Here is a 23850-nt window from a genome sequence, read left to right as displayed (position 1 = left end):
GCCCGTCATTCCGCCAGGTAGCCGGTCGCCGGGTCGATCTCGGCGAGGAACTCCCTGATCGCCTGCACCAACTCGTCCCGGGTCAACGCGAGCCCGCCCGAGTTGGTCAGTCCGAAGCCGTACTCGTGCGGCCCACTGAGCCAGTCGAAGTCGTACGACCCCGGCCGACCGGCCTGTGTGCTCACCCGGAACTGTTCCCCGTCGACGGTCAACAGCACCGACTCGCGGTCGTCGTGCTCCGGCCGCAGGTGCTCCGGCACCAGACCCGGCTCCGGCTCGTCCGACATGCCCGCTCCTCCCCGCCGAAACTGCTGTTCCGGCATAAACTACGTCCGATGGACCAGGCGAGACCGCACACCGTCCAGTCGATCAGCGCCGACCTGCACACGCTCGGCGTCGACGCGGGTGACGTCCTGATCCTGCACTCGTCCAACCGCAGTCTCGGGTTCGTCGCCGGAGGCATCGAGGCGCTGGTGCACGCCCTGCTGGCGACGCTCGGTCCGGACGGCACGCTCGTCGTACCCACGCACACACCGCACAACACCGACCCGGCCGGCTGGCAGCATCCGCCCGTACCCGAGCCGTGGTGGCCGGTGATCCGCGAGCAGACCCCCGGCTTCGACCCGTCCCGTACGCCCAGCCGGTGGATGGGCGCCGTCCCCGAGGTGGTGCGCACCTGGCCGGGCGCCCGGCGCAGCACCCACCCGCAGTTCTCCTTCGCCGCCCTCGGCGCGGACGCCGCCGACATCGTGGCCGGGCACCGCCTCGACGACGGACTGGGCGAGACCTCACCCCTCGGCGCGGTCTACCGACGCGACGGCAAGATCCTCCTGCTCGGCTGCGGCTACGACTCCAACACCTCGCTGCACCTGGCCGAGTGGCGGCAGCCCTCGTCCCCACGCGCCGCCACCGGCTCCTCGGTCCGCCGACCGGACGGCACCAGCCACTGGACGACCTGGGTCGACATCGTCACCGACGAGAGCGACTTCGTCCGCCTCGGCGACGACTTCGAGGCCACCGGCGCGGCCACGATCGGCCGGGTCGGCAACGCCACGGCCCGCCTGATGTCCCAACGTGCGCTCGTCGACTTCGCCACCACGTGGATGACCGAACACCGCTACACCGAGAACGACGCCAGCCCGCGCCGGAAGTGACCATGAGGGTCAGGGCGGCGAGCAGGCCGCCGACCCGATCAGGGCGACAGCGGCAGGATGTCTGCGACGGTTACGTCCGCCTCGTGGATCGTCATGGGCATCATCGTGGCGGTGGAGCAGAACAGGACCTCACGCGTCGCTGTTCGGAAGATTCCGCTCGCTCCAGTCGGCCAGAGGTTGAAGGGCGGCGATCAGCTCTCTGGCGTCGGCGGTGAGGGCGTACGTGATCTGGACCGGGGTGCTGGGAACGACGGTCCGTGCGATGAGCCCGCGCTCCTGGAGTTGCTTGAGCCGCAGAGTCAGTTGCGGATCGGAGATGCCCGGAACGAGAGCCCGGTACTCCTTGAATCGGCGTGCCCCGCGTGCCCCGGCGAGCAGGATCGGCCCGTTCCAACGGGCGCCGATGACGGCGAGGGCACGCAGGATGCGGTGGCAGCCGTCCTCGTCGACGGTCGTGCTGGATGGCGAAGTCACTTCTCAAAAGTAAGCAACTTGGATGCCCTTTGCCAACGCCTGTCGGCAGGCGGGACGCTTCCTCCGACCGACGAGAGGCAAAGGCATCATGACCACACTTTCCGCACCGACGGCCCGGCGGGTCGATCGGGTCGTCGACCAGGTGGACCTCGGCCCGACGCCCATGTCAGCGCGCAGCACCCTGGCCATCGCCCCCGGCAACGACGCCTGGACCGACCCGTTCCTGCTGATGGGCGAGGAACTGGTCAACCAGCCGGGGTTCGACTGGCATCCGCACCGCGGACTGGAGACCGTGACCCTGGTCCTGGACGGTGCCCTCGAACACGGCGACTCCCTGAGCAACGCCGGAGTGCTCGGGCCGGGCGACGTGCAGTGGATGACTGCGGGCCGGGGCGTCATCCACCGCGAGGTCGCCGCCCGCGCCGAGCACGCTCGCGTGATCCAACTGTGGCTCAACCTGCCGTCGCACCTGAAGTTCGTCCCCACCGGTTACCAGGACCTCCGGGCCGGCCGGCAGGCCGTGTACACCGAGCCGGGCGTGCTCGTCCAGGTGATCTCGGGCGAGACCGGGACCGCACGCGGTCCGGCGATCAACCAGTGGCCCATCCTCGGTGCGCTGATCACCCTCGATCCGCGAACCGAATACCGGCAGTTCATCGACGGCGCCGAGCGCGCCTTCGCGTACGTGATCGCGGGGCGGCCGACGATCGGGGGGCGCTCCGTGGGTGCCGGACAGACCGCCTGGTCCGATCCCGTGACCGGTCGGGGCGACGCGACCACACTGATGCTGGCCACCGGCGACGGGGACGAGCGGACCACCGTGTTGCTGTTCGCGGGCCGGCCGATCGGTGAGTCCGTCGTCGCCAGCGGCCCGTTCGTCATGAACACCCGGGCCGAGATCGAACAGGCCTACCGCGACTTCCACTCCGGAAAGTTCGGCAGCATCCCTCGCCATACGCGCCTGCCTGCGGGCACCTGAGAAACCCGAGGAGCGACGACGATGACGACAGTCCTGGTAGCAGGTGCGACCGGAAGCCTCGGAAGCCTGATCGTCGAGAACCTGCTGGAACGAGGCGCCGACGTCCGGGCCCTGGTCCGCGGGGCTTCGAAGCACAAACTGCCGAGCCACCCCCGCCTGACGCCGTACGTCGGCGACCTCACCGACGGCACCGCCGCACTCCTGCCGCTCGTCGACGGCGTGGAGGTCGTGGTGTCCGCGGTACAGGGTGGCCCGGAGATCATCATCGACGGGCAACGGGATCTGCTGCGGGCGGCGGAACGCGCAGGTGTGCACCGGATGATCCCGTCGGACTTCTCGATCAACCTCCACGGGTACGGGTACGGGGTCAACGTGCTGTCCGACCTGCGCCGCACGTTCGCCGACGAGTTCGACTCATCGACGGTCGCGCGCACGTCGGTGTCGATCGGCGCGTTCCCGGAGTATTTTCTCGCCGACGTCCACGAGATCCTCGACCCGGCGGCGGGCACCTTCTCGGTGTGGGGCGACGGCACCCGCCCGATCGACATCACCACGATCCCGGACACCGCCGCGTACACGGCCGCGATCGCCCTCGACCCCCGGACCGCCGGCCGCGAGGTGCATGTGGTCGGCCAGCAGCTCTCCATGCTGGAACTTCGCAACGAGGTCGAGGCTGCATCCGGACGCCGGTGGAACCTGGTGCGCAAGGGCACCCTGCGGGACCTGCACGCGGAGATCGCCCGCCGCCAGTTCACGGCGTCCAGCATGTTCGAGTACCTGGCCCTGCAATACCAGATCGCCATGTTCGACGGGACGGCCTCGCTGCGGGACGTCCGCAACGCGGACTACCCGGACGTGCTGCCGACCTCGGTCGCCGCCTACCTGTCGGGCCCCGGCGCGGCACACTTCGCGGTGCCGGACGAGAACTGGCGGCAGGACGAGTGGCCCACCGCCGTCTGACCGGCTGAGCGGGCGGGCTTCAGCGGTGACCAGGCCGGGCACCCACGCGGCAAGAGGCTGAAAGGAGAGCGGCCCAGGCTCGGCGAGAACGCCGCTGACCTGGGCCGGTGGTGCTGGAGCGGGCGACGAGAATCGAACTCGCACCGTCAGTTTGGAAGACTGAAGCTCTGCCATTGAGCTACGCCCGCGTACGCCCCGACGGATCAGGGCGCGCCGACAGCGTACCCAATGCGCGTCTGCCCCGCGCGGCCGTATCCGGTGCGGCGTCCGTGCCGTCGTCCCGGACGGCGTGCGGATCGCCCACGATGGGGGATGCCAGCCTTAATGTCCTGTTCATCCCGTTCGGCGCGTTGGGTGACGCCCCGGCATCCCTTTGTCGGACCGACGGCATAGACTGCACGTCGCCACGGGGTGTGGCGCAGCTTGGTAGCGCACTCGCTTTGGGAGCGAGGGGCCGTGGGTTCAAATCCCGCCACCCCGACTGCCGCTCGCGGCCGGGCCGTCCCGGGCGCCGGTCGCCGTTCCGGGCGCTGCCGTTCGTGCGGTTCCCGGGCGCTGCCGGCCCGCCGTGCTGGCTCGCCTACACTCTATGGGCTGTAAGAGCGCCCGAGACTCAACCGAGATCCGTCAAGGAGTACGCCTGTGAAGAGCACCGTCGAGACTCTGAGCCCGACGCGCGTGCGGCTCGCCATCGAGGTGCCGTTCGTCGAGCTCGAGCCGAGCCTCAAGAAGGCGTACCGGGAGATCGGTCAGCAGATCCAGATTCCCGGCTTCCGCCGGGGCAAGGTACCGGCCGCGATCATCGACCAGCGGGTCGGTCGGGGCACCGTGCTCAACGAGGCGGTGCAGGAGGCGATCCCGCAGAACATCCTCACCGCGGTCCGTGAGCACGACCTGAAGACGCTGGGTCGTCCCGAGGTGGAGATCACCGAGTTCAACGACGGTGACTCGCTCAACTTCACCGCCGAGGTCGACGTCCGGCCGGAGATCACCCTGCCCGACCTCGCCAGCATCGAGGTCACCGTCGACGAGCTCAAGATCGACGACAGCGAGATCGACGAGCAGGTGAAGAGCCTGCGCGAGCGCTTCGCCACCCTCAAGACCGTGGAGCGGCCGGCCGCCGAGGGCGACTACGTGCAGATCGACCTGCGGGCGACCGTCGACGGCGAGGAGGTGCCGGGCGGTTCGGCCAGCAACATCTCCCACGAGGTGGGCAGCAAGCAGCTCCTGCCGGGCCTGGACGAGGCCGTGGTCGGCCTCTCCGCCGGCGAGGACACCACCTTCACCACGCAGCTCGTCGGCGGGGACTTCGCCGGTCGGGACGCTGACGTGGCGGTGACCGTGCGGACGGTCAAGGAGAAGGAGCTGCCCGAGCTGGACGACGACTTCGCCCAACTGGCCAGCGAGTTCGACACCATCGCTGAGTTGCGCGACGACCTGCGCGAGCGGGTCAGCCGGGGCAAGCGGGTCGAGCAGATCTACGCCGCCCGGGACAAGGCCCTGGAGCAGCTCGTCGAGGTCGCCGACGTGCCGGCGCCGGAGGGTGTCATCCGCGACGAGGTGGAGAGCCGTAAGCAGGCCATGGTCGACCAGTTGGAGCGCATCGGCGCGTCGATGGAGGACTACCTCTCCGCCGAGGAGAAGACCGAGGAGCAGATCGACACCGAGCTGACCGAGGCCGCCACCCAGGGCGTCAAGGTCCAGCTACTGCTCGACACCCTGGCTGACGCCGAGGACACCCAGGTCTCCGACGACGAGTTCGGTCACGAGATCGTGCACCGCGCCCAGCGCGCCGGCATGGCCCCCCAGCAGTACTACGACCAGTTGGTCCGCTCCGGCACCGCCGGTGCGGTCTACGGCGACGTGCGGCGGGGCAAGGCGCTCGCCTCGGTCATGGAGCGCATCAAGATCAAGGACTCGGCCGGCAACGAGGTGAGCCTCGACGCTCTCCGTGAGGCGAGCGAGCAGGAGCACGCGCACGAGCACTGATCGCGGGGTGGGCCACCGTCCGCCGGTAGCGGTGGGTGGTGGCCCGATTCCTTTACCGGGTACGCCTCTCAGGGGTCCTGCGCTGAGAGCGAACAGTGCCCGGACCGGGGCTCTGCCGCCCGGCGCAGCGGTTAGTGTCGGACACGACGGTACGGAGAGCGAAGGGCTGCCATGACCGACATGCACATCCCAGCGAAGCCGCTCCGGGCGATCGACGCCCGTGGCGGTGACACCATTGGCAACCTCGACGACTCGGTCTACAACCGGTTGCTCAAGGAGCGGATCGTCTTCCTGGGCAGCGAGGTGACCGACCAGGTCGCCAACCGCATCTGCGCGCAGCTTCTGCTGCTCGCCGCGGAGGACCCGGACCGCGACATCAACCTCTGGATCAACTCGCCCGGTGGCTCCGTCTACTCGGGTATGGCCATCTACGACACGATGCAGTTCATCGACAACGACGTGTCGACCGTGGCGATGGGCATGGCGGCGTCCATGGGCCAGCTGCTGCTCTGCGCGGGCACCAAGGGCAAGCGCTACGCCCTCCCGCACGCCCGGATCATGATGCACCAGCCCTCCGGCGGCATGGGCGGCACCGCGGCCGACATCGCGATCCAGGCCGAGCAGATGCTCTACACCAAGCGGATGTTCCAGGAGCGGGTCGCCTCCCACACCGGCCAGTCCCCGGCGCAGATCGAGGCGGACTCGGACCGCGACCGTTGGTTCACCGCCCAGGAGGCCGTGGACTACGGCTTCATCGACAAGGTGATCACCGGGGCCGCCCAGGTTCCCGAGGGCGCCGGGACCCTGAGCTGATCGAGGAGCAGACGATGACCGACCTGAGCCTGCCGCCACAGTTCGCGGCCGTGCACAACCGCTACGTCCTGCCGTCGTTCGTGGAGCGCACGTCGTACGGGGTCAAGGAGTCCAACCCGTACAACAAGCTCTTCGAGGACCGGATCATCTTCCTCGGCGTTCAGGTGGACGACGCGTCGGCCAACGACGTGATGGCCCAGCTGCTCACCCTGGAGGGGACCGACCCCGACCGGGACATCATCATGTACATCAACTCGCCCGGTGGTTCGTTCACCGCGATGACGGCGATCTACGACACCATGCAGTACGTCCGGCCGGACATCCAGACCGTGTGCCTGGGTCAGGCCGCGTCGGCCGCCGCCGTGCTGCTGGCCGCGGGCACCCCGGGCAAGCGGATGGCGCTGCCGAACTCGCGGATCATCATCCACCAGCCGGCCACCGAGGGCGGCTACGGGCAGGGCTCGGACATCGAGATCCAGGCCCGGGAGATCCTGCGGATGCGGACCCAGCTGGAGGACATGCTCTCCCGGCACTGCAACCGCGCGGTCGACCTGGTCCGCAAGGACATCGACCGCGACAAGATCATGACGGCCGAGGAGTCCCGCGAGTACGGGCTGGTCGACACGATCCTCACCAGCCGTAAGAAGGGCCTGCTGGCCGCCAACTCGGCTGGCTGACCGGTACCACGTCAGAGGTCGGCGGGGTCTGTCGCCCGCCGGCCTCTGACACACCCGTTTTGGGGGTCGGAGAAAGCTCCGACAGCGGGTAACGTCGGGTCCGTACGACTTGGCCGGGTGACCGGCGGGGTAAGAAGACGGGCGGAGCGGAAGCGTCCGCAGGTCGTGGCCGGGGCTCCGGCCGATGAGTGCAGGGAGAACGTAGGTGGCACGGATCGGTGACGGTGGCGACCTACTCAAGTGCTCCTTCTGCGGTAAATCGCAGAAGCAGGTCAAGAAGCTCATCGCGGGCCCTGGGGTCTACATCTGCGACGAGTGCATCGATCTCTGTAACGAGATCATCGAAGAGGAGCTGGCCGAGTCCGGCGAGGTGAAGTGGGAAGAGCTTCCCAAGCCGATGGAGATCTGCCAGTTCCTCGACAACTACGTCGTGGGGCAGGAGCAGGCCAAGAAGGCGCTCGCGGTGGCGGTCTACAACCACTACAAGCGCATCCAGGCCGAGGCGGCCGGCGCACCGGGCGCCGGTAACGACGGCGTCGAGCTGGCCAAGTCGAACATCCTGCTGCTCGGTCCGACCGGGTGCGGCAAGACCCACCTGGCCCAGACGCTGGCGCGGATGCTCAACGTCCCGTTCGCCATCGCCGACGCCACCGCCCTCACCGAGGCCGGCTACGTCGGCGAGGACGTGGAGAACATCCTCCTCAAGCTGATCCAGGCCGCCGACTACGACATCAAGCGTGCCGAGACCGGGATCATCTACATCGACGAGGTCGACAAGATCGCCCGGAAGTCGGAGAACCCGTCGATCACCCGGGACGTCTCCGGCGAGGGCGTGCAGCAGGCGCTGCTCAAGATGCTCGAAGGCACGGTCGCCAACGTCCCCCCGCAGGGCGGCCGGAAGCACCCGCACCAGGAGTTCATCCAGATCGACACCACGAACGTGCTGTTCATCTGCGGTGGCGCCTTCGCCGGGCTGGACCAGATCATCGAGGCACGCACCGGCCACGGCGGCACCGGCTTCGGTGCCCGTCTCCGGGCTGTCTCCGAGCGGTCCACCGACGACATCTTCAGCCAGGTCATGCCCGAGGACATGCTCAAGTTCGGGCTGATCCCCGAGTTCATCGGCCGGCTTCCGGTGATCACCAGCGTGCGCAGCCTGGATCGCAGCGCGCTGGTCCGCATCCTCACCGAGCCACGCAACGCGCTGGTCCGGCAATACCAGCGCCTCTTCGAGCTGGACGGCGTCGAGCTGGAGTTCGAGCACCCGGCGTTGGAGGCGATCGCCGACCAGGCGATGTTGCGTGGCACCGGCGCCCGTGGCCTGCGGGCGATCATGGAGGAGGTGCTGCTCTCCGTGATGTACGAGGTGCCCAGCAACCCCGACGCCGCCCGGGTGCTCATCAGCCGCGAGGCGGTGCTGGAGAACGTGAACCCGACCATCGTCCCGCGTGAGTTCACCGGCCGTCGGGCGCGGCGCGAGCGCGAGGAGAAGTCGGCCTGATCAGGCCGGTGCCGGGGCCACACGCTGCCGTCGACGGCAGTTCGGTCGTACGCTGGCAGACATGCGCGTCGCTGTCTGCCAGCTCAACTCCCGAGACGACCGTAAGGCGAACCTGGTCGCCGCGGAGGCCCTGATCGACCGTGCGGCCGATGCCGGCGCCGACCTGGTGCTCATCCCGGAGTACGTCGACTACCTCGGGCCATCGGCGGGGATGCCCGCAGCGGAGCCGGTCGACGGTGAGGTCGGCCGCTTCTTCGCCGACGTCGCCCGCCGACGTGGCGTCTGGCTGATCGCCGGCTCCTTCCACGAGTCGGGCCCGGACCCCGAGCACACCTGGAACACCACCCTGGTCTTCGACCGCTCGGGCACGCTCGCCGCCAGCTATCGCAAGATCCACCTGTACGACGTGGAGATCCCCGGTCGGGTCTCGTACCGGGAGTCGGCCAGCGTGGCCCCCGGCGACCGCCCCGTGGTGGTGGACGTCGAAGGCGTCCGCGTCGGCCTGTCGATCTGCTACGACCTGAGGTTCCCGGAGCTGTACCGCCAACTCGCCTCCGAGGGCGGCGCGCATCTGCTGGTGGTGCCGGCGGCGTTCATGATGCACACCGGCCGGGACCACTGGGAGGTGTTGTTGCGCGCTCGCGCGATCGAGAACCAGTGCTTCGTCGCGGCGGCCGGCCAGACCGGCGACCACGAGCCCGCCCGCACCTGCTACGGCCGGAGCATGGTGGTCGACCCCTGGGGTTCGGTGCTGTCCCAGGTGCCCGACGGCCCCGGGTTCGCGGTGGCTGATCTCGACCTGGCCCGGTTGGAGCGCATCCGTGCCGAGCTGCCGAGTCTGGCCAACCGGCGGATGTGACCGGAGCTACCCCTGGAGCAGCACGCCCACCAGGGCGAAGCCGGCGATGGCGGCGGCGGTCACCAGCAGCGCCGTGCTCATCCGCGACGGGCCGCGCCGGACCAACCGCCCGATCGAGGCGACCACCGCGAACAGCACGAACGCACCAATGATCAGCTGCCAGAACGGCAGGAGGAGCCCGAGCAGCGCGTCCTCGGCGAGGACCGGACTGGCGGGCCGGGACACGTCATCCATGCCAGACACTCTGGCACGTCGGGACCGGTCACGGTCGTCGCCGACAGGACAGGTTCCACCGCAGGTGGTCGAGGCGCCGACGGGGGAGACCCGGGGAGGCTGGCACGCGCCTTCGCCGCCTCCGCCCCACGCGGCTGGGCCATGAGGACAACCATCGACGAACCCTGATTTGCCTTCTCCGGGACGTCCGCGTAACTTTCTCTCTGCACGAGGGAGGCCGGGGCAAACCGGCCGAGAACGGGCGCCAGGACCAGATCGACACTCTCGATCTGAGACTGAGCCCGGGTGGTGCGACAGGCTCCATGAGATGGAGTTGCGATCGCGAAGCCGACCGGGTAGAGTTTCGAAGCCGGCAGGGAGCCGGGTGAGTCGCCAGAAATGGTGATCGCCGGTCTGCCGCTTCCCGCGACAGAAACGACCGCCCGATGGGCGTGCGTCAGCGCGGGTCCCGAGCAAGCTACGAAGTAAAAGCCTGAATCTTCAGGTTGCACTACGAGAGCGGCTCAGATAGTTTGGAGCGGTTGCCCCAGACGCGGTCAGGCAAGAGCAGGATCGCGGTTTGGTGTGTGGTTGTTCTTTGAGAACTCAACAGGGTGCTTGATAAGCCAGTGCCAAATTGTTTTATGATGCCCCGTGCCAACTTTTGGGTTGGTGGGGATTCCTTTGGCAACATTTGTTTGTTGCTGGGGTTTGCTTTTCCAATTGGTTTTTGTTGGAGAGTTTGATCCTGGCTCAGGACGAACGCTGGCGGCGTGCTTAACACATGCAAGTCGAGCGGAAAGGCCCTTCGGGGTACTCGAGCGGCGAACGGGTGAGTAACACGTGAGCAACCTGCCCTAGGCTTTGGGATAACCCTCGGAAACGGGGGCTAATACCGAATATTCACTCATGGACGCATGTTTGTGGGTGGAAAGTTTTTCGGCTTGGGATGGGCTCGCGGCCTATCAGCTTGTTGGTGGGGTAATGGCCTACCAAGGCGACGACGGGTAGCCGGCCTGAGAGGGCGACCGGCCACACTGGGACTGAGACACGGCCCAGACTCCTACGGGAGGCAGCAGTGGGGAATATTGCACAATGGGCGGAAGCCTGATGCAGCGACGCCGCGTGAGGGATGACGGCCTTCGGGTTGTAAACCTCTTTCAGCAGGGACGAAGCGCAAGTGACGGTACCTGCAGAAGAAGCGCCGGCCAACTACGTGCCAGCAGCCGCGGTAAGACGTAGGGCGCGAGCGTTGTCCGGATTTATTGGGCGTAAAGAGCTCGTAGGCGGCTTGTCGCGTCGACTGTGAAAACCCGTGGCTCAACTGCGGGCCTGCAGTCGATACGGGCAGGCTAGAGTTCGGTAGGGGAGACTGGAATTCCTGGTGTAGCGGTGAAATGCGCAGATATCAGGAGGAACACCGGTGGCGAAGGCGGGTCTCTGGGCCGATACTGACGCTGAGGAGCGAAAGCGTGGGGAGCGAACAGGATTAGATACCCTGGTAGTCCACGCTGTAAACGTTGGGCGCTAGGTGTGGGGGGCCTCTCCGGTTCTCTGTGCCGCAGCTAACGCATTAAGCGCCCCGCCTGGGGAGTACGGCCGCAAGGCTAAAACTCAAAGGAATTGACGGGGGCCCGCACAAGCGGCGGAGCATGCGGATTAATTCGATGCAACGCGAAGAACCTTACCTGGGTTTGACATCGCCGGAAATCCTGCAGAGATGTGGGGTCCTTCGGGGCCGGTGACAGGTGGTGCATGGCTGTCGTCAGCTCGTGTCGTGAGATGTTGGGTTAAGTCCCGCAACGAGCGCAACCCTCGTTCGATGTTGCCAGCGCGTTATGGCGGGGACTCATCGAAGACTGCCGGGGTCAACTCGGAGGAAGGTGGGGATGACGTCAAGTCATCATGCCCCTTATGTCCAGGGCTTCACGCATGCTACAATGGCCGGTACAATGGGCTGCGATACCGTGAGGTGGAGCGAATCCCAAAAAGCCGGTCTCAGTTCGGATCGGGGTCTGCAACTCGACCCCGTGAAGTCGGAGTCGCTAGTAATCGCAGATCAGCAACGCTGCGGTGAATACGTTCCCGGGCCTTGTACACACCGCCCGTCACGTCACGAAAGTCGGCAACACCCGAAGCCGGTGGCCCAACCCTTGTGGAGGGAGCCGTCGAAGGTGGGGCTGGCGATTGGGACGAAGTCGTAACAAGGTAGCCGTACCGGAAGGTGCGGCTGGATCACCTCCTTTCTAAGGAGCACCATCCGGCGAAAGCTGGTATGGAGCCCGCGATCTGCGAATGTCGGGTCGGGGTGCTCAATTGGCGGAGACACTGGTGAGTTTCGTGTCGGCAACGGCCGGCGGTTTCTAGTACGGCCATCTTCTTTTGGGGGGGTGGTGTGGAGGGATGACTGCTGGTGCGGCTGGTGGGAGATGATGGGCACCCTGTTGGGTCCTGAAGGAACAACTGTTGGGTTGTTTGCTTCAGAACCGGATACCACGGCGTGTGTTGTGGTTGGTGGTTGCCAGGCATGGCCTGGTCTTGCATACCGGATGTCGCCTTGTAGGGGTGGTGTTGCTGGTGTGGGGCTGTGGGTTGTGGGTTGGTTGTTTGTTGAGAATTGCACAGTGGACGCGAGCATCTTTGTGGTCAAGTTGTCAAGGGCGAACGGTGGATGCCTTGGCACCAGGAGCCGATGAAGGACGTGGGAGGCCGCGATAGGCCTGGGGGAGCTGTCAACCGAGCTGTGATCCCAGGGTGTCCGAATGGGGTAACCCGGCACCAGTCATGTGGTGTCACCTGCACCTGAACTCATAGGGTGTGTGGAGGGAACGCGGGGAAGTGAAACATCTCAGTACCCGTAGGAAGAGAAAACAAATTTAGTGATTCCGTGAGTAGTGGCGAGCGAAAGCGGATTTAGGCTAAACCGGTTGCGTGTGATACCTGTCAGGGGTTGCGTGGTCGGGGTTGTGGGACTCTGTGTGGTGGGCTGACACTCACTGAAGAAGTTACAAAACCAGTTGTTAGTCGAATGGTCTGGAAAGGCCGACCGTAGACGGTGATAGTCCGGTAGGTGAAAGCAGCTGGTCTTCTATGGATGTTCCCGAGTAGCGGCGGACTCCTGAAATCTGCCGTGAATCTGCCAGGACCACCTGGTAAGCCTGAATACTTCCTGGTGACCGATAGCGGACGAGTACCGTGAGGGAATGGTGAAAAGTACCCCGGGAGGGGAGTGAAATAGTACCTGAAACCGTTCGCCTACAATCCGTCGGAGCCTTGCGGGGTGACGGCGTGCCTTTTGAAGAATGAGCCTGCGAGTTAGTGGCATGTGGCGAGGTTAACCCGTGTGGGGGAGCCGTAGCGAAAGCGAGTCTGAAGAGGGCGTTTGAGTCGCATGTTCTAGACCCGAAGCGGAGTGATCTAGCCATGGGCAGGCTGAAGCGCGGGTAAGACCGTGTGGAGGGCCGAACCCACCAACGTTGAAAAGTTGGGGGATGACCTGTGGTTAGGGGTGAAAGGCCAATCAAACTCCGTGATAGCTGGTTCTCCCCGAAATGCATTTAGGTGCAGCGTCGCGTGTTTCTTGCCGGAGGTAGAGCACTGGATGGTCTAGGGGGCCCACAAGCTTACCGAAATCAGCCAAACTCCGAATGCCGGTAAGTGAGAGCGCGGCAGTGAGACTGCGGGGGATAAGCTTCGTAGTCGAGAGGGAAACAGCCCAGATCACCAGCTAAGGCCCCTAAGCGTGTGCTAAGTGGAAAAGGATGTGGGGTCGCATAGACAACCAGGAGGTTGGCTTAGAAGCAGCCACCCTTTAAAGAGTGCGTAATAGCTCACTGGTCAAGTGGTTCCGCGCCGACAATGTAGCGGGGCTCAAGTACACCGCCGAAGCTGTGGCATTCACATGTGTACTTCGCGCGAGTCTTCGGGCTTGTGTGCAGGTGTGTGGATGGGTAGGGGAGCGTCGTGCCGGGGGTGAAGCAGCCGAGTGATCGAGTTGTGGACGCGGCACGAGTGAGAATGCAGGCATGAGTAGCGAAAGAAGGGTGAGAAACCCTTCCGCCGGATGACCAAGGGTTCCAGGGCCAGGTTAATCCGCCCTGGGTGAGTCGGGACCTAAGGCGAGGCCGAGAGGCGTAGTCGATGGACAACGGGTTGATATTCCCGTACCCGCGAAGGAGCGTCCCTGATGAACCTCGTTGTGCTAACCATCCGATCCATCCAAGACCTTCGGGTTGAGGGTGGAGAGCGTGGGAACCTGGCGGGTAGTAGTCAAGCGATGGGGTGACGCAGGAAGGTAGCTGAGCCCGGCCGGTGGTTGTGCCGGGGTAAGCGTGTAGGCCGACGTGTAGGCAAATCCGCACGTCATGTGGCTGAGACGTGATGCCGAGCCGATTCAGGTGAAGTCAGTGATCCTATGCTGCCGAGAAAAGCCTCTAGCGAGTTTCGAGCGGCCCGTACCCCAAACCGACACAGGTGGTCAGGTAGAGAATACCGAGGCGATCGGGCGAACTGTGGTTAAGGAACTCGGCAAATTGCCCCCGTAACTTAGGGAGAAGGGGGGCCGGAGACGTGAAGCCCCGCGCGGGTGGAGCGTTGTATGGCCGCAGAGAGCAGGGGGAAGCGACTGTTTACTAAAAACACAGGTCCATGCGAAGAAGTAATTCGATGTATATGGACTGACGCCTGCCCGGTGCTGGAACGTTAAGGGGACCTGTTAGCTCTTCGGGGCGAAGCGGAGAACTTAAGCGCCAGTAAACGGCGGTGGTAACTATAACCATCCTAAGGTAGCGAAATTCCTTGTCGGGTAAGTTCCGACCTGCACGAATGGCGTAACGACTTCCCCACTGTCTCAACCACAGGCCCGGCGAAATTGCATTACGAGTAAAGATGCTCGTTACGCGCGGCAGGACGGAAAGACCCCGGGACCTTTACTATAGCTTGACATTGGTATCTGAGTTAGCTTGTGTAGGATAGGTGGGAGCCGGTGAACCTTGTACGCCAGTATGAGGGGAGGCAATCTTGAAATACCACTCTGGTTGATTCGGGTATCTAACTTCGGACCGTTATCCGGTTCAGGGACAGTGTCTGGTGGGTAGTTTAACTGGGGCGGTTGCCTCCTAAAAGGTAACGGAGGCGCCCAAAGGTTCCCTCAGCCTGGTTGGCAATCAGGTGTTGAGTGCAAGTACACAAGGGAGCTTGACTGTGAGACTGACGGGTCGAGCAGGGACGAAAGTCGGGACTAGTGATCCGGCACTTGCGTGTGGAAGCGGTGTCGCTCAACGGATAAAAGGTACCCCGGGGATAACAGGCTGATCTTCCCCAAGAGTCCATATCGACGGGATGGTTTGGCACCTCGATGTCGGCTCGTCGCATCCTGGGGCTGTAGCAGGTCCCAAGGGTTGGGCTGTTCGCCCATTAAAGCGGTACGCGAGCTGGGTTTAGAACGTCGTGAGACAGTTCGGTCCCTATCCGCCGTGCGCGTAGGATACTTGAGAAGGGCTGTCCCTAGTACGAGAGGACCGGGACGGACGAACCTCTGGTGTGCCAGTTGTCCCGCCAGGGGCACGGCTGGTTAGCTACGTTCGGAAGGGATAACCGCTGAAAGCATCTAAGCGGGAAGCTCGCTTCAAGATGAGGTATCCCACCCACCTTTGGTGGGGTAAGGCCCCCAGCTAGACGACTGGGTTGATAGGCCGGAAATGTAAGCCCGGTAACGGGTTCAGTTGACCGGTACTAATAGGCCGAGGACTTGACTATCAAAGTTGCTACGCGTCCACTGTGTAACTCACAACAAACAAACACACCCCGACACGGACAGTGTTGGTGCGGATTGTGTTTGACATGTTGATAAGGTTACGGCGGTCATGGCGGAGGGGAAACGCCCGGTCACATTCCGAACCCGGAAGCTAAGCCCTCCAGCGCCGATGGTACTGCACCCGGGAGGGTGTGGGAGAGTAGGACACCGCCGGACATCTTCTCGTTTTAGGGCCACCCCCACATGGGGGTGGCCCTAAACGCATTTGTGGCCCGATCACACCACCTTGAACCGGGGCAGCGCGTCAGAGCGCCGGCCGTTAGCGTCACGCGAGTGACGGCGCCCATCGGGGGCACAGGGCCCACCACCGCAGAACCGGACCACATCGCCACCGAGAGAACCAGGTCAGGGCTGTGGCGTAGCCGGGATTTCAGCCTGTTCTGGGCGGCGCAGACGGTGTCGGTGGTCGGCGACGGGTTCGCGTCGGTGGCCGTACCGCTGCTGGTCCTCCAGGTCACCGGGTCGGTGGCGCTGATGGGCCTGCTCACCGCGGTCGCCGGAGTGGCGTCGGTGGTCACAGCCGTGTTCGCCGGAGTGCTGGCCGACCGGGTGAACCGGCGACGTCTGCTGATCGGCGGGGACCTCGCGCGGGCGCTGTTGTTCGCCGCCGTACCGGTGGCGTGGCTGTGGGGGCCGCAGCTCTGGCTGCTCTATCTCGTGCTGCCGGCGAGTGCCGCCGTGGGGATGGTGTTCCGGGTGGCGTACGTGACGGCGGTGCCGGGACTCGTTGACGTCGGACGGATCACCGAGGCCAACGGCAAGCTGTCGGCGAGCTATGCGGTAGCCGGGATCGGGGGACCGCTGCTGGCCGGTCTGGTGGCGGCGCGTTTCGGGTACACCACGGCCATCGCGGTGAACGCCGTGAGCTTCGCGGCGTCGGCGCTCGGGCTGACCGCCGTACGGCTGCGGCAGGCGCGCCGGGAACGGACCACGAGGACGCTGGCGGCGCTGCGGGGCGAGCTGCTGGACGGGGCCCGGTTCCTGTGGCGGCATCCGGTGCTGCGGAGTTTGACGCTGCTGCTGTCGGCGTTCCTGTTCCTCAGCTACGGCCTCGACGACGTGTTGATCTATTACGTCGGGCACGAGCTGGGTGGGTCGGAGCGTACGGTCGGGGTGGTGTTGGGGCTCGCCGCGCTCGGTACGGTCCTCGGCTCGCTGGTGGTGGCGCCGTTGCGACGACGCGTCGGGTTCGGGCCCACCTGGTCGGGCAGCATGGTGGTGGCGGGCGTGGCCGTCGCGGCGGTCGGGTCGGCGCGGACGGTGCCGGCGGTGGCGGCCCTGGCGGCGGCGTACCTCGGCGGGCTGGCGATCGGTGCGATCTGCTCGTTGTCGCTGCGGCAGGAGGTCACGCCGAACCATCTGCTCGGCCGGGTCACCTCGGTGTTCTGGGCGACCCACTACGCGCTCGGCCCGGTCGGCGCGGCGGTGGTGACGTGGGGCGCGCAGGGGTACGGCGTACCCCTGGTGTGTCTGCTGGCCGGCGGTGGGTGTGTGGTGGTCGGGCTGGTGGCGCTCGCCACGCCGGTGGCGCGGGTCGGCGGGCGGTGACCCGGCGGCGGACGTCAGTGCCGGGTCTGCACGGCCTCGCGGATCTGCCGTAGCAACCCGGCGGACTCGTCGATCGAGCGGGACGGGAACATGGCGAGCACCACGCTGCCGTGGTCGGCCCAGCCGCAGACCGCGAAGTCACCGCCCTCGCCGCTGGTGCTGCCGCACTTCATCACCCCGGCGAGCGGGCCCGGGGAGACGTCGCGCAGGCCGTCGATCGCGCCGGTCTCGTCGCCCATCAGCGTGAACAGGCTCTCCAGGTCCCGCTCCGGCTGCCAGAGCAGCGTCGTGCCGCCGAAGAGCAGCACCGACCGGCGGGCGTCGGTCGGGTCCTGGTAGACCGCGCCGAAGCTGCTGTCCAGCCGGATGTCGGCTGCGAGGCCGCTGCGCAGGTAGTCGGCGGTGCTCACCGCGCGGTCGCTGGTGTCCTGGCGCAACCCGGCGATCTCACCCGGAGTGCTGATCCGGGCGTCCTTCTGCTGCATGATCCGCCAACCCCAGGAGCCCAGGGCTCCGACGCCCGCGAACACGAGGACCGCGATCAGCGCCACCGCGATCCGCCAGCGCCGGGATCGGACGGGACGGCGTTCGGGGCCGGTCGCCGCCGCAGGCTGGTCCAGTTCGATGGGCTCGGCGGTCAGGTCGACCACCGGGGTGCCGTCGTCGAGGTGGTGGAGGCTGCGGCGCGCGTCGGACATAGCCGACACCGTACGCGAACCACAGGTGGCGCACGTCGGGTCCGCCGAAGCGCTCCGTAGACTTCGAGGGTGACCGAGAACCTGGATGCCCGACGCCTCGATGCCCCGACCCTAGCCGGCCAGTACCAGCCCGGCGAGGTAGAGCAGCGACGGTACGAGCAGTGGGTAGCCGACGGTCGCTTCCGGGCGTCGGCGGAGAGCGAGCGGCAGCCCTTCACCATCGTCATCCCGCCGCCGAACGTGACCGGTTCGCTGCACATGGGCCACGCGCTGGACCACACGGTGCAGGACGCCCTGGTGCGGCGCAAGCGGATGCAGGGTTTCGAGGCGCTCTGGCTGCCGGGCATGGACCACGCCGGCATCGCCACCCAGAACGTGGTGGAGCGGCAACTCGCCGCGCAGGGCCTGTCCCGCCACGACCTGGGCCGCGAGAAGTTCGTCGAGCGGGTGTGGCAGTGGAAGGCGGAGTCCGGCGGGGCCATCCTCGGCCAGATGCGCCGCCTCGGCGACTCGGTGGACTGGGACCGCGAGCGCTTCACCATGGACGAGGGCCTGTCCCGCGCCGTGCAGACCATGTTCAAGAAGCTGTACGACGACGGCCTGATCTACCGCGCGAACCGGATCATCAACTGGTGTCCGCGCTGCCTGACCGCGCTCTCCGACATCGAGGTGGAGCACTCCGACGACGACGGCGAACTGGTCTCGATCCGCTACAGCGACGACGTGGTGGTGGCCACCACCCGGGCCGAGACGATGCTCGGTGACACGGCGGTGGCGGTGCACCCGGACGACGAGCGGTACCGGCACCTGATCGGCACCGAGGTCGAGCTGCCGTTGACCGGGCGGCGGATCCCGATCGTGGGGGACGCCCACGTCGACCCGTCCTTCGGCACCGGCATGGTGAAGGTCACCCCGGCGCACGACCCGAACGACTTCGAGATCGGGCAGCGGCACGACCTGCCGGCGCTGACGGTGATGGACGAGCGGGGGGTGATCACCGCGCCCGGCCCGTTCCAGGGGCTGGACCGGTTCGAGGCTCGGCCCGCGATCGTCGCGGCGCTCCGCGAGCAGGGTCGCGTCGTCGCCGAGAAGCGGCCGTACGTGCACGCCGTCGGCCACTGCTCCCGATGCCGCACCACGGTCGAGCCCCGACTGTCGTTGCAGTGGTTCGTGAACACCTCGCCGCTGGCGAAGGCGGCCGGTGACGCGGTGCGCGACGGGCGGGTCCGGATCGAGCCGGCCGAGCTGGCCAAGCGCTACTTCGCCTGGGTCGACAACATGCACGACTGGTGCATCTCCCGCCAGCTCTGGTGGGGCCACCGGATCCCGGTCTGGTACGGCCCGGACGGCGAGGTGGTCTGCGTCGGACCCGATGAAGAACCGCCGAGCAGCTCCGGTGACGATCAGGGGTGGCACCAGGACGAGGACGTGCTGGACACCTGGTTCTCCAGCGGCCTGTGGCCGTTCTCCACGCTCGGCTGGCCGGAGCAGACCCCGGACCTGGCCAAGTTCTATCCGACCAGCGTGCTGGTGACCGGCTACGACATCCTCTTCTTCTGGGTCGCCCGGATGATGATGTTCGGCCTGTACGCGATGGACGGCAGGCAGCCGTTCGACGTGATCGCCCTGCACGGCATGGTCCGCGACGAGCACGGCAAGAAGATGTCCAAGTCGTTCGGCAACGTGGTCGACCCGCTGGACTGGATCGACCGGTACGGTGCCGACGCGACCCGCTTCACGCTGGCCCGGGGCGCCAATCCGGGTGGGGACGTGCCGGTCAGCGAGGAGTGGTGCCAGGGCTCGCGGAACTTCTGCAACAAGCTCTGGAACGCCACCCGGTTCGCGTTGCTCAACGGCGCGCACACCGGCGGTCCGATGCCGGACGCCGACAGGCTGTCGACCGTCGACCGGTGGATCCTGTCCCGGTTGGCGCACGTCACGGCCGAGGTCGACGAGCAGTTCGAGGCGTACGAGTTCGCCAAGGTGTGCGACCTGCTGTACCACTTCGCCTGGGACGACGTCTGCGACTGGTACGTGGAGTTGAGCAAGCCGGTGCTGGCCGGTGGCGGTGAGCCGGCCGAGGTCACCCGTCGGGTCCTCGGTCACGTGCTGGACCACCTGCTGCGGCTGCTGCACCCGGTGATCCCGTTCGTCACCGACGAGCTGTGGACGGCGCTCACCGGCGGCGAGACGGTGCTCACCGCGGCGTGGCCGGTCGCCGACCGGGCGCTCGTCGACGACGCCGCCGAGGCGGAGGTCGTCACCCTGCAACGGGTGGTCACCGAGGTCCGTCGGTTCCGCTCGGACCAGGGCCTGCGTCCCACCCAGCGGGTCGCCGCCCGGCTCGACGGGCTGGCCGGTGCCGGTGTCGCGGCACACGAGCCGCTGATCCGGTCCCTGGCCCGGTTGGACGCGGCCGGTGACGACTTCCAGGCCAGTGCCACGCTGGCCATGCCGGGCGAGGTCAGCGTCGCGCTGGACACCCGGGGCTCGATCGACGTGGCCGCCGAACGGGCGCGGCTGACCAAGGACCGCGCGGCGGCCGAGAAGGAGGCCGGGCAGGCCCGGGCGAAGCTGGACAACCCGGCGTTCGTCGGCAAGGCCCCCGAGCCGGTCGTCGCCAAGATCCGTCAACGGCTGGCCGTCGCCGAGGCCGACCTGGCCCGGATCGACGCCGCCCTGGAGGCATTGCCCTCGTGACCGACCGCACCGAGCACACCGATCGCGACCGACCGCGCGGCGACCGGGCCGCGCACGCCGCCTTCGCCCAGGCGGAGGCGGAGCTGGCCGGGCGCGGCTTCACCCGGATGGTCTTCGAGCTGGACCGCATCTCGTCCCTGCTCGACCTGCTGGGCAGCCCGCAGCGGGCGTACCCGTCGATCCACCTGACCGGCACCAACGGCAAGACCTCCACGGCCCGGATGATCGACTCGCTGCTGCGGGCGTTCGGGTTGCACACCGGTCGGTACACCAGCCCGCACCTGGAGACCGTCCGGGAGCGGATCAGCCTGGACGGCGAGCCGGTGGACGAGGCCCGGTTCGCCTCGGTCTACCAGGAGATCAAGCCGCTGGCCGAACTGGTGGACGACCGGTCGGCGGAGCCGCTGACCTACTTCGACATGACCACCGCGTTGGCGTTCGCCACGTTCGCCGACGCGCCCGTGGACATCGCCGTGGTGGAGGTGGGTCTCGGCGGCGCCGAGGACGCCACGAACGTGATCCAGGCCGGGGTGTGCGTACTCACCCCGATCGGGTTGGACCACACCGAGTGGCTCGGCGACACGCTCCAGGACATCGCGGTGGCCAAGTCCGGCATCATCCACCCCGGAGCCACGGTGATCTGCGCCGCCCAGGAGGAGGAGGCCGCCCGGCCGATCCTGCAACGCTGCGCCGAGGTGGGCGCGACCGTCGCCCGCGAGGGCGCCGAGTTCGGCGTGCTGCGTCGGGCGGTCGCCGTCGGCGGGCAGGTGCTCACCCTGCAAGGGCTCGGTGGGGTGTACGAGGAGGTGTTCGTCCCGCTGCACGGCGCGCACCAGGCGCAGAACGCGGCGGTGGCGCTCGCCGCCGTCGAGGCGTTCCTCGGTGCCGGTGCACGGCGGCAACTGGACGTCGAGGCGGTCCGCGAGGGCTTCGCGGCGGCCAGTTCACCGGGCCGCCTGGAGCGGGTCCGGACCGCCCCGACGATCCTGCTGGACGGCGCGCACAATCCGCAGGGAATGGCGGCCACGGTCACCGCACTACAGGAGGAGTTCGCGTTCAGCAAACTCGTCGCGGTGGTGAGCACGCTGGCCGACAAGGACGCGGCCAGCCTGCTGGAACTGCTGGAGCCGGTGGTCGACCAGGTGGTGGTGACCCGCAACAGCTCGCCCCGGGCGCTGCCGGTCGAGGAGTTGGCCGCGCTCGCCGCCGAGGTGTTCGGGCCGGACCGGGTCGAGGTCGCCGAGGAGATGCCGGATGCGATCGAGGCGGCGGTGGCGCTGGCCGAGGAGGACGTACCGGGTGAACTGGCCGGGGTCGGGGTGCTGATCACCGGCTCGGTGGTGACCGTGGCCGATGCCCGTCGACTGCTGAAGCGATGAGCGGGCCCACAGGCGCGCCCCGACCGGACGACAGCCCCGAGCCCCTCACCGGTGACGGTGCCGGATGGGGGCAGCCCGAGGACGGTCCCGGGGCGGGCGGCGACGGCCCGCCGGGACAGCGCCGGTCCGGGCTGCGTGATCCACAGCGGGCGGTACGCGGCCTCGGCGCGGGCACCCTCGCGCTGGAGGCGCTGGTGCTGCTGCTGGCGATCCAGCCGATCCGGGTCGTCGGTGGGGATCTCGGCGGCCCGGCGCTCGCGGCGGTGGTGACGCTGGCCGTACTGGCGGCACTGCTGGCCGGACTGATGCGTCGCCCCTGGGCGTGGCAGGCCGGCACCGTGTTGCAGGGACTACTGCTGCTGTCCGGGCTGCTGCACTGGGCGCTGTTCGCGCTGGGCGTCATGTTCGCGCTGGTGTGGGCGTACGCGTTGCACGTCCGTCGGGTGATCCTGGGCTGACCGGCGGGTCACGCCTCGGCGCGTTCCCGCCACTGGGTCAGTGCGATGCCGTGTCCGTCCGGATCGCGGAACGCCGCCGCCCACACCTCCAGCTTGGCGCCCCGGTTGACCACCCGGGGCGCGTAGGTGAACCGGACACCCGAGTCCCGCATCCGCTCGTAGGCCGACTGGATGTCGTCGACGTCGAGGTTGACGTGCACCAGCCGCCGGTTCATCGGCTGCGCGCCGGTCACCTCGCGCAGCACCAGCCGGGTCGCCCCGGAGGAGAGGACCGCGTTCCCGTTGCCCCGGTCGAGCTCGCGGAAGCCGAGCCGGTCCCGGTAGAACTCCAACGATCGGGGCAGCTCGGTGACGAGCAGGGTGATGCCCACGCCGCTGATCGGGGCGGCCGGGTCGGCGGCGTCCGGGTCGAAGCCGAAGATCGCCTCGTCCAGCTCCCGGTCGTCGACCTGCGGGTCCGCGGCACCGTCGGTGTCCCGAGCGTCGGTCTTCCTGCTCGCGTCGGTCGTCGTGCTCGGAGCGGTCGTCGTGCCGTCGTCGGTCGCGGTCCGCGGAGCGGGTGCCGTGCTCGCGGCGGTCGTCGCCGGGATCGGCTCGTTGCCGGGCGGCGTCGAACGGGTGCGCTCGCCGGTCGCCGGGTACGGGTCGTCCAGCGGCAGGTCCAGCGGGTCGAGGCCGACCGGGGCGGGCGGTGGGTCGACCGTGGGCGCGGTGCTCGCCGTACCGGCGGACGACGCGGCGCCGGGGCGGTCGTCGATCGGCAGGTCGGCGAAGAAGTCGGCCTCGTCCGGGGCGGTGGTGGTCGCCGCGAACCGCTCCTCGGCGGGGGTGCGCGGCGCGGGCGTGGCGCGACGGGGCAGCGGGGAGTCGCTGCTCGGCTCGACCACGGTGCCCTCCAGCACCACCGGTCCGCCGGGACGCTGGCGTACCCGGACCGGGTCGCGGGGCTCGGCCGGCTCGATCGGGTCGTCGCGCAGCGGAGCGCCGAGCGGGTCACCCAGCGGGTCGTGGAAGTCGTCCTCCGGCGCCCGGTCGGCCCACGGCGGGGCCTGCTGCCCGATCAGCACCTCGTCCGGCGGGACCTGCCCGGCGAACTCCTCGGCGAACTCGGGCGGGAGGTCGGCGATGCCGGCCTCGGCGTGGGTGGGCACCTCGTCCCAGAGCACCCGGACGTGTCGCGGGTCGTCCAGCGCCACCCGGATCGGCAGCGTCTGGCCCAGCGACGGCCACTTGGCGACCGGTACCCGGGGCTCGATGATCTTCTTGGACCGGGGCGGCAGCCCGGGCGCGTCGATCACGAGCTGGAGTTCGCAGCGGCCGAAGGCGTACTGGGTGGGTGGCTCGGAGGCGCTGTGCACATGGCCGGCGCCGACGACCCACGTGTGCCCGCCACCGCGCACGGTGGCCAGCGCGATCGCCAGCACCAGCAGGGCGACACCGAGCGCCACGATCGCCCAGCTCGTCATGCCCAGGCCGAACAGCACGACGAAGGCGGCCACGGTGCCGAGCACCGCCGCGATCAGTTTGCGGACCGGAGCGATGGGTCGGTTCCCGCCGTTCGCCACAGTGGACCTCCCGGGTGGTCAGGGCCAGGCTAGGCCGGATCGGGGGCCGGGGGAAGGTCCGACCACCG

17 protein-coding genes, 2 tRNA genes and 3 rRNA genes are annotated in these 23850 nt (G+C 67.6%); 16 read left to right on the top strand and 6 right to left on the bottom strand.

The genetic code is table 11. The features are described 5' to 3' along the window. Positions 1 to 5: 5 nt before the first annotated feature. Positions 6 to 287, bottom strand: coding sequence for a hypothetical protein (locus ACQVFL_RS24065; RefSeq protein WP_396699029.1), 282 nt, complete (start codon positions 285 to 287; stop codon positions 6 to 8). Between the two features lie 48 nt (positions 288 to 335). Here ACQVFL_RS24065 and ACQVFL_RS24060 point away from each other — a divergent pair, with 48 nt between their 5' ends. Then, positions 336 to 1154: an aminoglycoside N(3)-acetyltransferase gene (locus ACQVFL_RS24060; protein WP_431727662.1), complete on the top strand. Its 819-nt coding sequence runs from the start codon at positions 336 to 338 to the stop codon at positions 1152 to 1154. Positions 1155 to 1283: 129 nt separating this feature from the next. Here ACQVFL_RS24060 and ACQVFL_RS24055 read toward each other — a convergent pair whose 3' ends face one another. Further along, positions 1284 to 1628 (bottom strand): winged helix-turn-helix transcriptional regulator, encoded by a 345-nt coding sequence (locus ACQVFL_RS24055; RefSeq protein ID WP_431727661.1) that lies wholly within the window; start codon positions 1626 to 1628, stop codon positions 1284 to 1286. An 88-nt stretch (positions 1629 to 1716) separates the two neighbouring features. Between ACQVFL_RS24055 and ACQVFL_RS24050 the strand changes: the two genes are divergently transcribed. After that, positions 1717 to 2607, top strand: a complete 891-nt coding sequence (locus tag ACQVFL_RS24050) for a pirin family protein (protein ID WP_431727660.1) — start codon at positions 1717 to 1719, stop codon at positions 2605 to 2607. A 21-nt stretch (positions 2608 to 2628) separates the two neighbouring features. Further along, entirely contained in the window at positions 2629 to 3567 is a 939-nt protein-coding gene (locus ACQVFL_RS24045) for an NmrA family NAD(P)-binding protein (protein ID WP_431727659.1), read from the top strand. Positions 3568 to 3681: 114 nt separating this feature from the next. Here ACQVFL_RS24045 and ACQVFL_RS24040 read toward each other — a convergent pair. Then, positions 3682 to 3755: transfer RNA gene (locus tag ACQVFL_RS24040), tRNA-Gly, on the bottom strand. A 219-nt stretch (positions 3756 to 3974) separates the two neighbouring features. Here ACQVFL_RS24040 and ACQVFL_RS24035 point away from each other — a divergent pair. The 6 genes from ACQVFL_RS24035 (at position 3975) to ACQVFL_RS24010 (ending at position 9406) form a co-directional block, all read left to right on the top strand. Continuing rightward, positions 3975 to 4048: transfer RNA gene (locus ACQVFL_RS24035), tRNA-Pro, on the top strand. Between the two features lie 161 nt (positions 4049 to 4209). Continuing rightward, positions 4210 to 5556 (top strand): trigger factor, encoded by a 1347-nt coding sequence (gene tig / locus ACQVFL_RS24030; RefSeq protein ID WP_396699066.1) that lies wholly within the window; start codon positions 4210 to 4212, stop codon positions 5554 to 5556. A gap of 171 nt (positions 5557 to 5727) precedes the next feature. Then, complete coding sequence (locus tag ACQVFL_RS24025) at positions 5728 to 6369, top strand: ClpP family protease (RefSeq protein ID WP_131052514.1); 642 nt, start codon at positions 5728 to 5730, stop codon at positions 6367 to 6369. A gap of 14 nt (positions 6370 to 6383) precedes the next feature. Beyond that, entirely contained in the window at positions 6384 to 7046 is a 663-nt protein-coding gene (locus tag ACQVFL_RS24020) for an ATP-dependent Clp protease proteolytic subunit (RefSeq protein WP_396699069.1), read from the top strand. A 205-nt stretch (positions 7047 to 7251) separates the two neighbouring features. Then, complete coding sequence (clpX, locus tag ACQVFL_RS24015) at positions 7252 to 8547, top strand: ATP-dependent Clp protease ATP-binding subunit ClpX (RefSeq protein ID WP_396699071.1); 1296 nt, start codon at positions 7252 to 7254, stop codon at positions 8545 to 8547. 61 nt (positions 8548 to 8608) lie between these two features. Continuing rightward, complete coding sequence (locus ACQVFL_RS24010; protein ID WP_396699072.1) at positions 8609 to 9406, top strand: carbon-nitrogen hydrolase family protein; 798 nt, start codon at positions 8609 to 8611, stop codon at positions 9404 to 9406. 6 nt (positions 9407 to 9412) lie between these two features. Here ACQVFL_RS24010 and ACQVFL_RS24005 read toward each other — a convergent pair whose 3' ends face one another. Beyond that, positions 9413 to 9640: a hypothetical protein gene (locus ACQVFL_RS24005; RefSeq protein ID WP_350700503.1), complete on the bottom strand. Its 228-nt coding sequence runs from the start codon at positions 9638 to 9640 to the stop codon at positions 9413 to 9415. A gap of 709 nt (positions 9641 to 10349) precedes the next feature. Between ACQVFL_RS24005 and ACQVFL_RS24000 the strand changes: the two genes are divergently transcribed. From ACQVFL_RS24000 to ACQVFL_RS23985, 4 genes are all read left to right on the top strand, one after another. After that, positions 10350 to 11865, top strand: a 16S ribosomal RNA gene (locus tag ACQVFL_RS24000). Between the two features lie 398 nt (positions 11866 to 12263). After that, positions 12264 to 15376: ribosomal RNA gene (locus ACQVFL_RS23995) — 23S ribosomal RNA — on the top strand. A 97-nt stretch (positions 15377 to 15473) separates the two neighbouring features. Then, positions 15474 to 15590 (top strand): 5S ribosomal RNA (gene rrf / locus ACQVFL_RS23990). Together the 16S, 23S and 5S rRNA genes form the textbook arrangement of a ribosomal RNA operon. A gap of 117 nt (positions 15591 to 15707) precedes the next feature. Beyond that, a complete protein-coding gene (locus tag ACQVFL_RS23985; protein ID WP_431727658.1) occupies positions 15708 to 16982 on the top strand; it encodes an MFS transporter in 1275 nt (424 codons plus the stop codon). 14 nt (positions 16983 to 16996) lie between these two features. Here the strand turns inward: ACQVFL_RS23985 and ACQVFL_RS23980 are convergent, their stop codons facing one another. Further along, complete coding sequence (locus ACQVFL_RS23980; RefSeq protein ID WP_431727657.1) at positions 16997 to 17680, bottom strand: hypothetical protein; 684 nt, start codon at positions 17678 to 17680, stop codon at positions 16997 to 16999. 69 nt (positions 17681 to 17749) lie between these two features. Here ACQVFL_RS23980 and ACQVFL_RS23975 point away from each other — a divergent pair, with 69 nt between their 5' ends. The 3 genes from ACQVFL_RS23975 (at position 17750) to ACQVFL_RS23965 (ending at position 22217) form a co-directional block, all read left to right on the top strand. Continuing rightward, entirely contained in the window at positions 17750 to 20380 is a 2631-nt protein-coding gene (locus ACQVFL_RS23975; protein WP_396698830.1) for a valine--tRNA ligase, read from the top strand. 107 nt (positions 20381 to 20487) lie between these two features. Next, positions 20488 to 21759, top strand: a complete 1272-nt coding sequence (locus ACQVFL_RS23970) for a bifunctional folylpolyglutamate synthase/dihydrofolate synthase (RefSeq protein ID WP_431729881.1) — start codon at positions 20488 to 20490, stop codon at positions 21757 to 21759. Then, entirely contained in the window at positions 21756 to 22217 is a 462-nt protein-coding gene (locus ACQVFL_RS23965) for a DUF4233 domain-containing protein (protein ID WP_396698828.1), read from the top strand. The genes ACQVFL_RS23970 and ACQVFL_RS23965 overlap by 4 nt, the downstream gene beginning before the upstream one ends. 8 nt (positions 22218 to 22225) lie before the next feature. Here the strand turns inward: ACQVFL_RS23965 and ACQVFL_RS23960 are convergent, their stop codons facing one another. Then, complete coding sequence (locus ACQVFL_RS23960) at positions 22226 to 23782, bottom strand: VOC family protein (RefSeq protein ID WP_431727656.1); 1557 nt, start codon at positions 23780 to 23782, stop codon at positions 22226 to 22228. Positions 23783 to 23850 lie beyond the last annotated feature (68 nt).

The sequence above is a fragment of the Verrucosispora sp. TAA-831 genome, from assembly GCF_050780145.1.
In the GTDB taxonomy this organism is placed as follows: domain Bacteria; phylum Actinomycetota; class Actinomycetes; order Mycobacteriales; family Micromonosporaceae; genus Micromonospora.
Note: the sequence above shows the minus strand (reverse complement) of the source record. Positions and strands in the feature narration are given on the sequence as shown.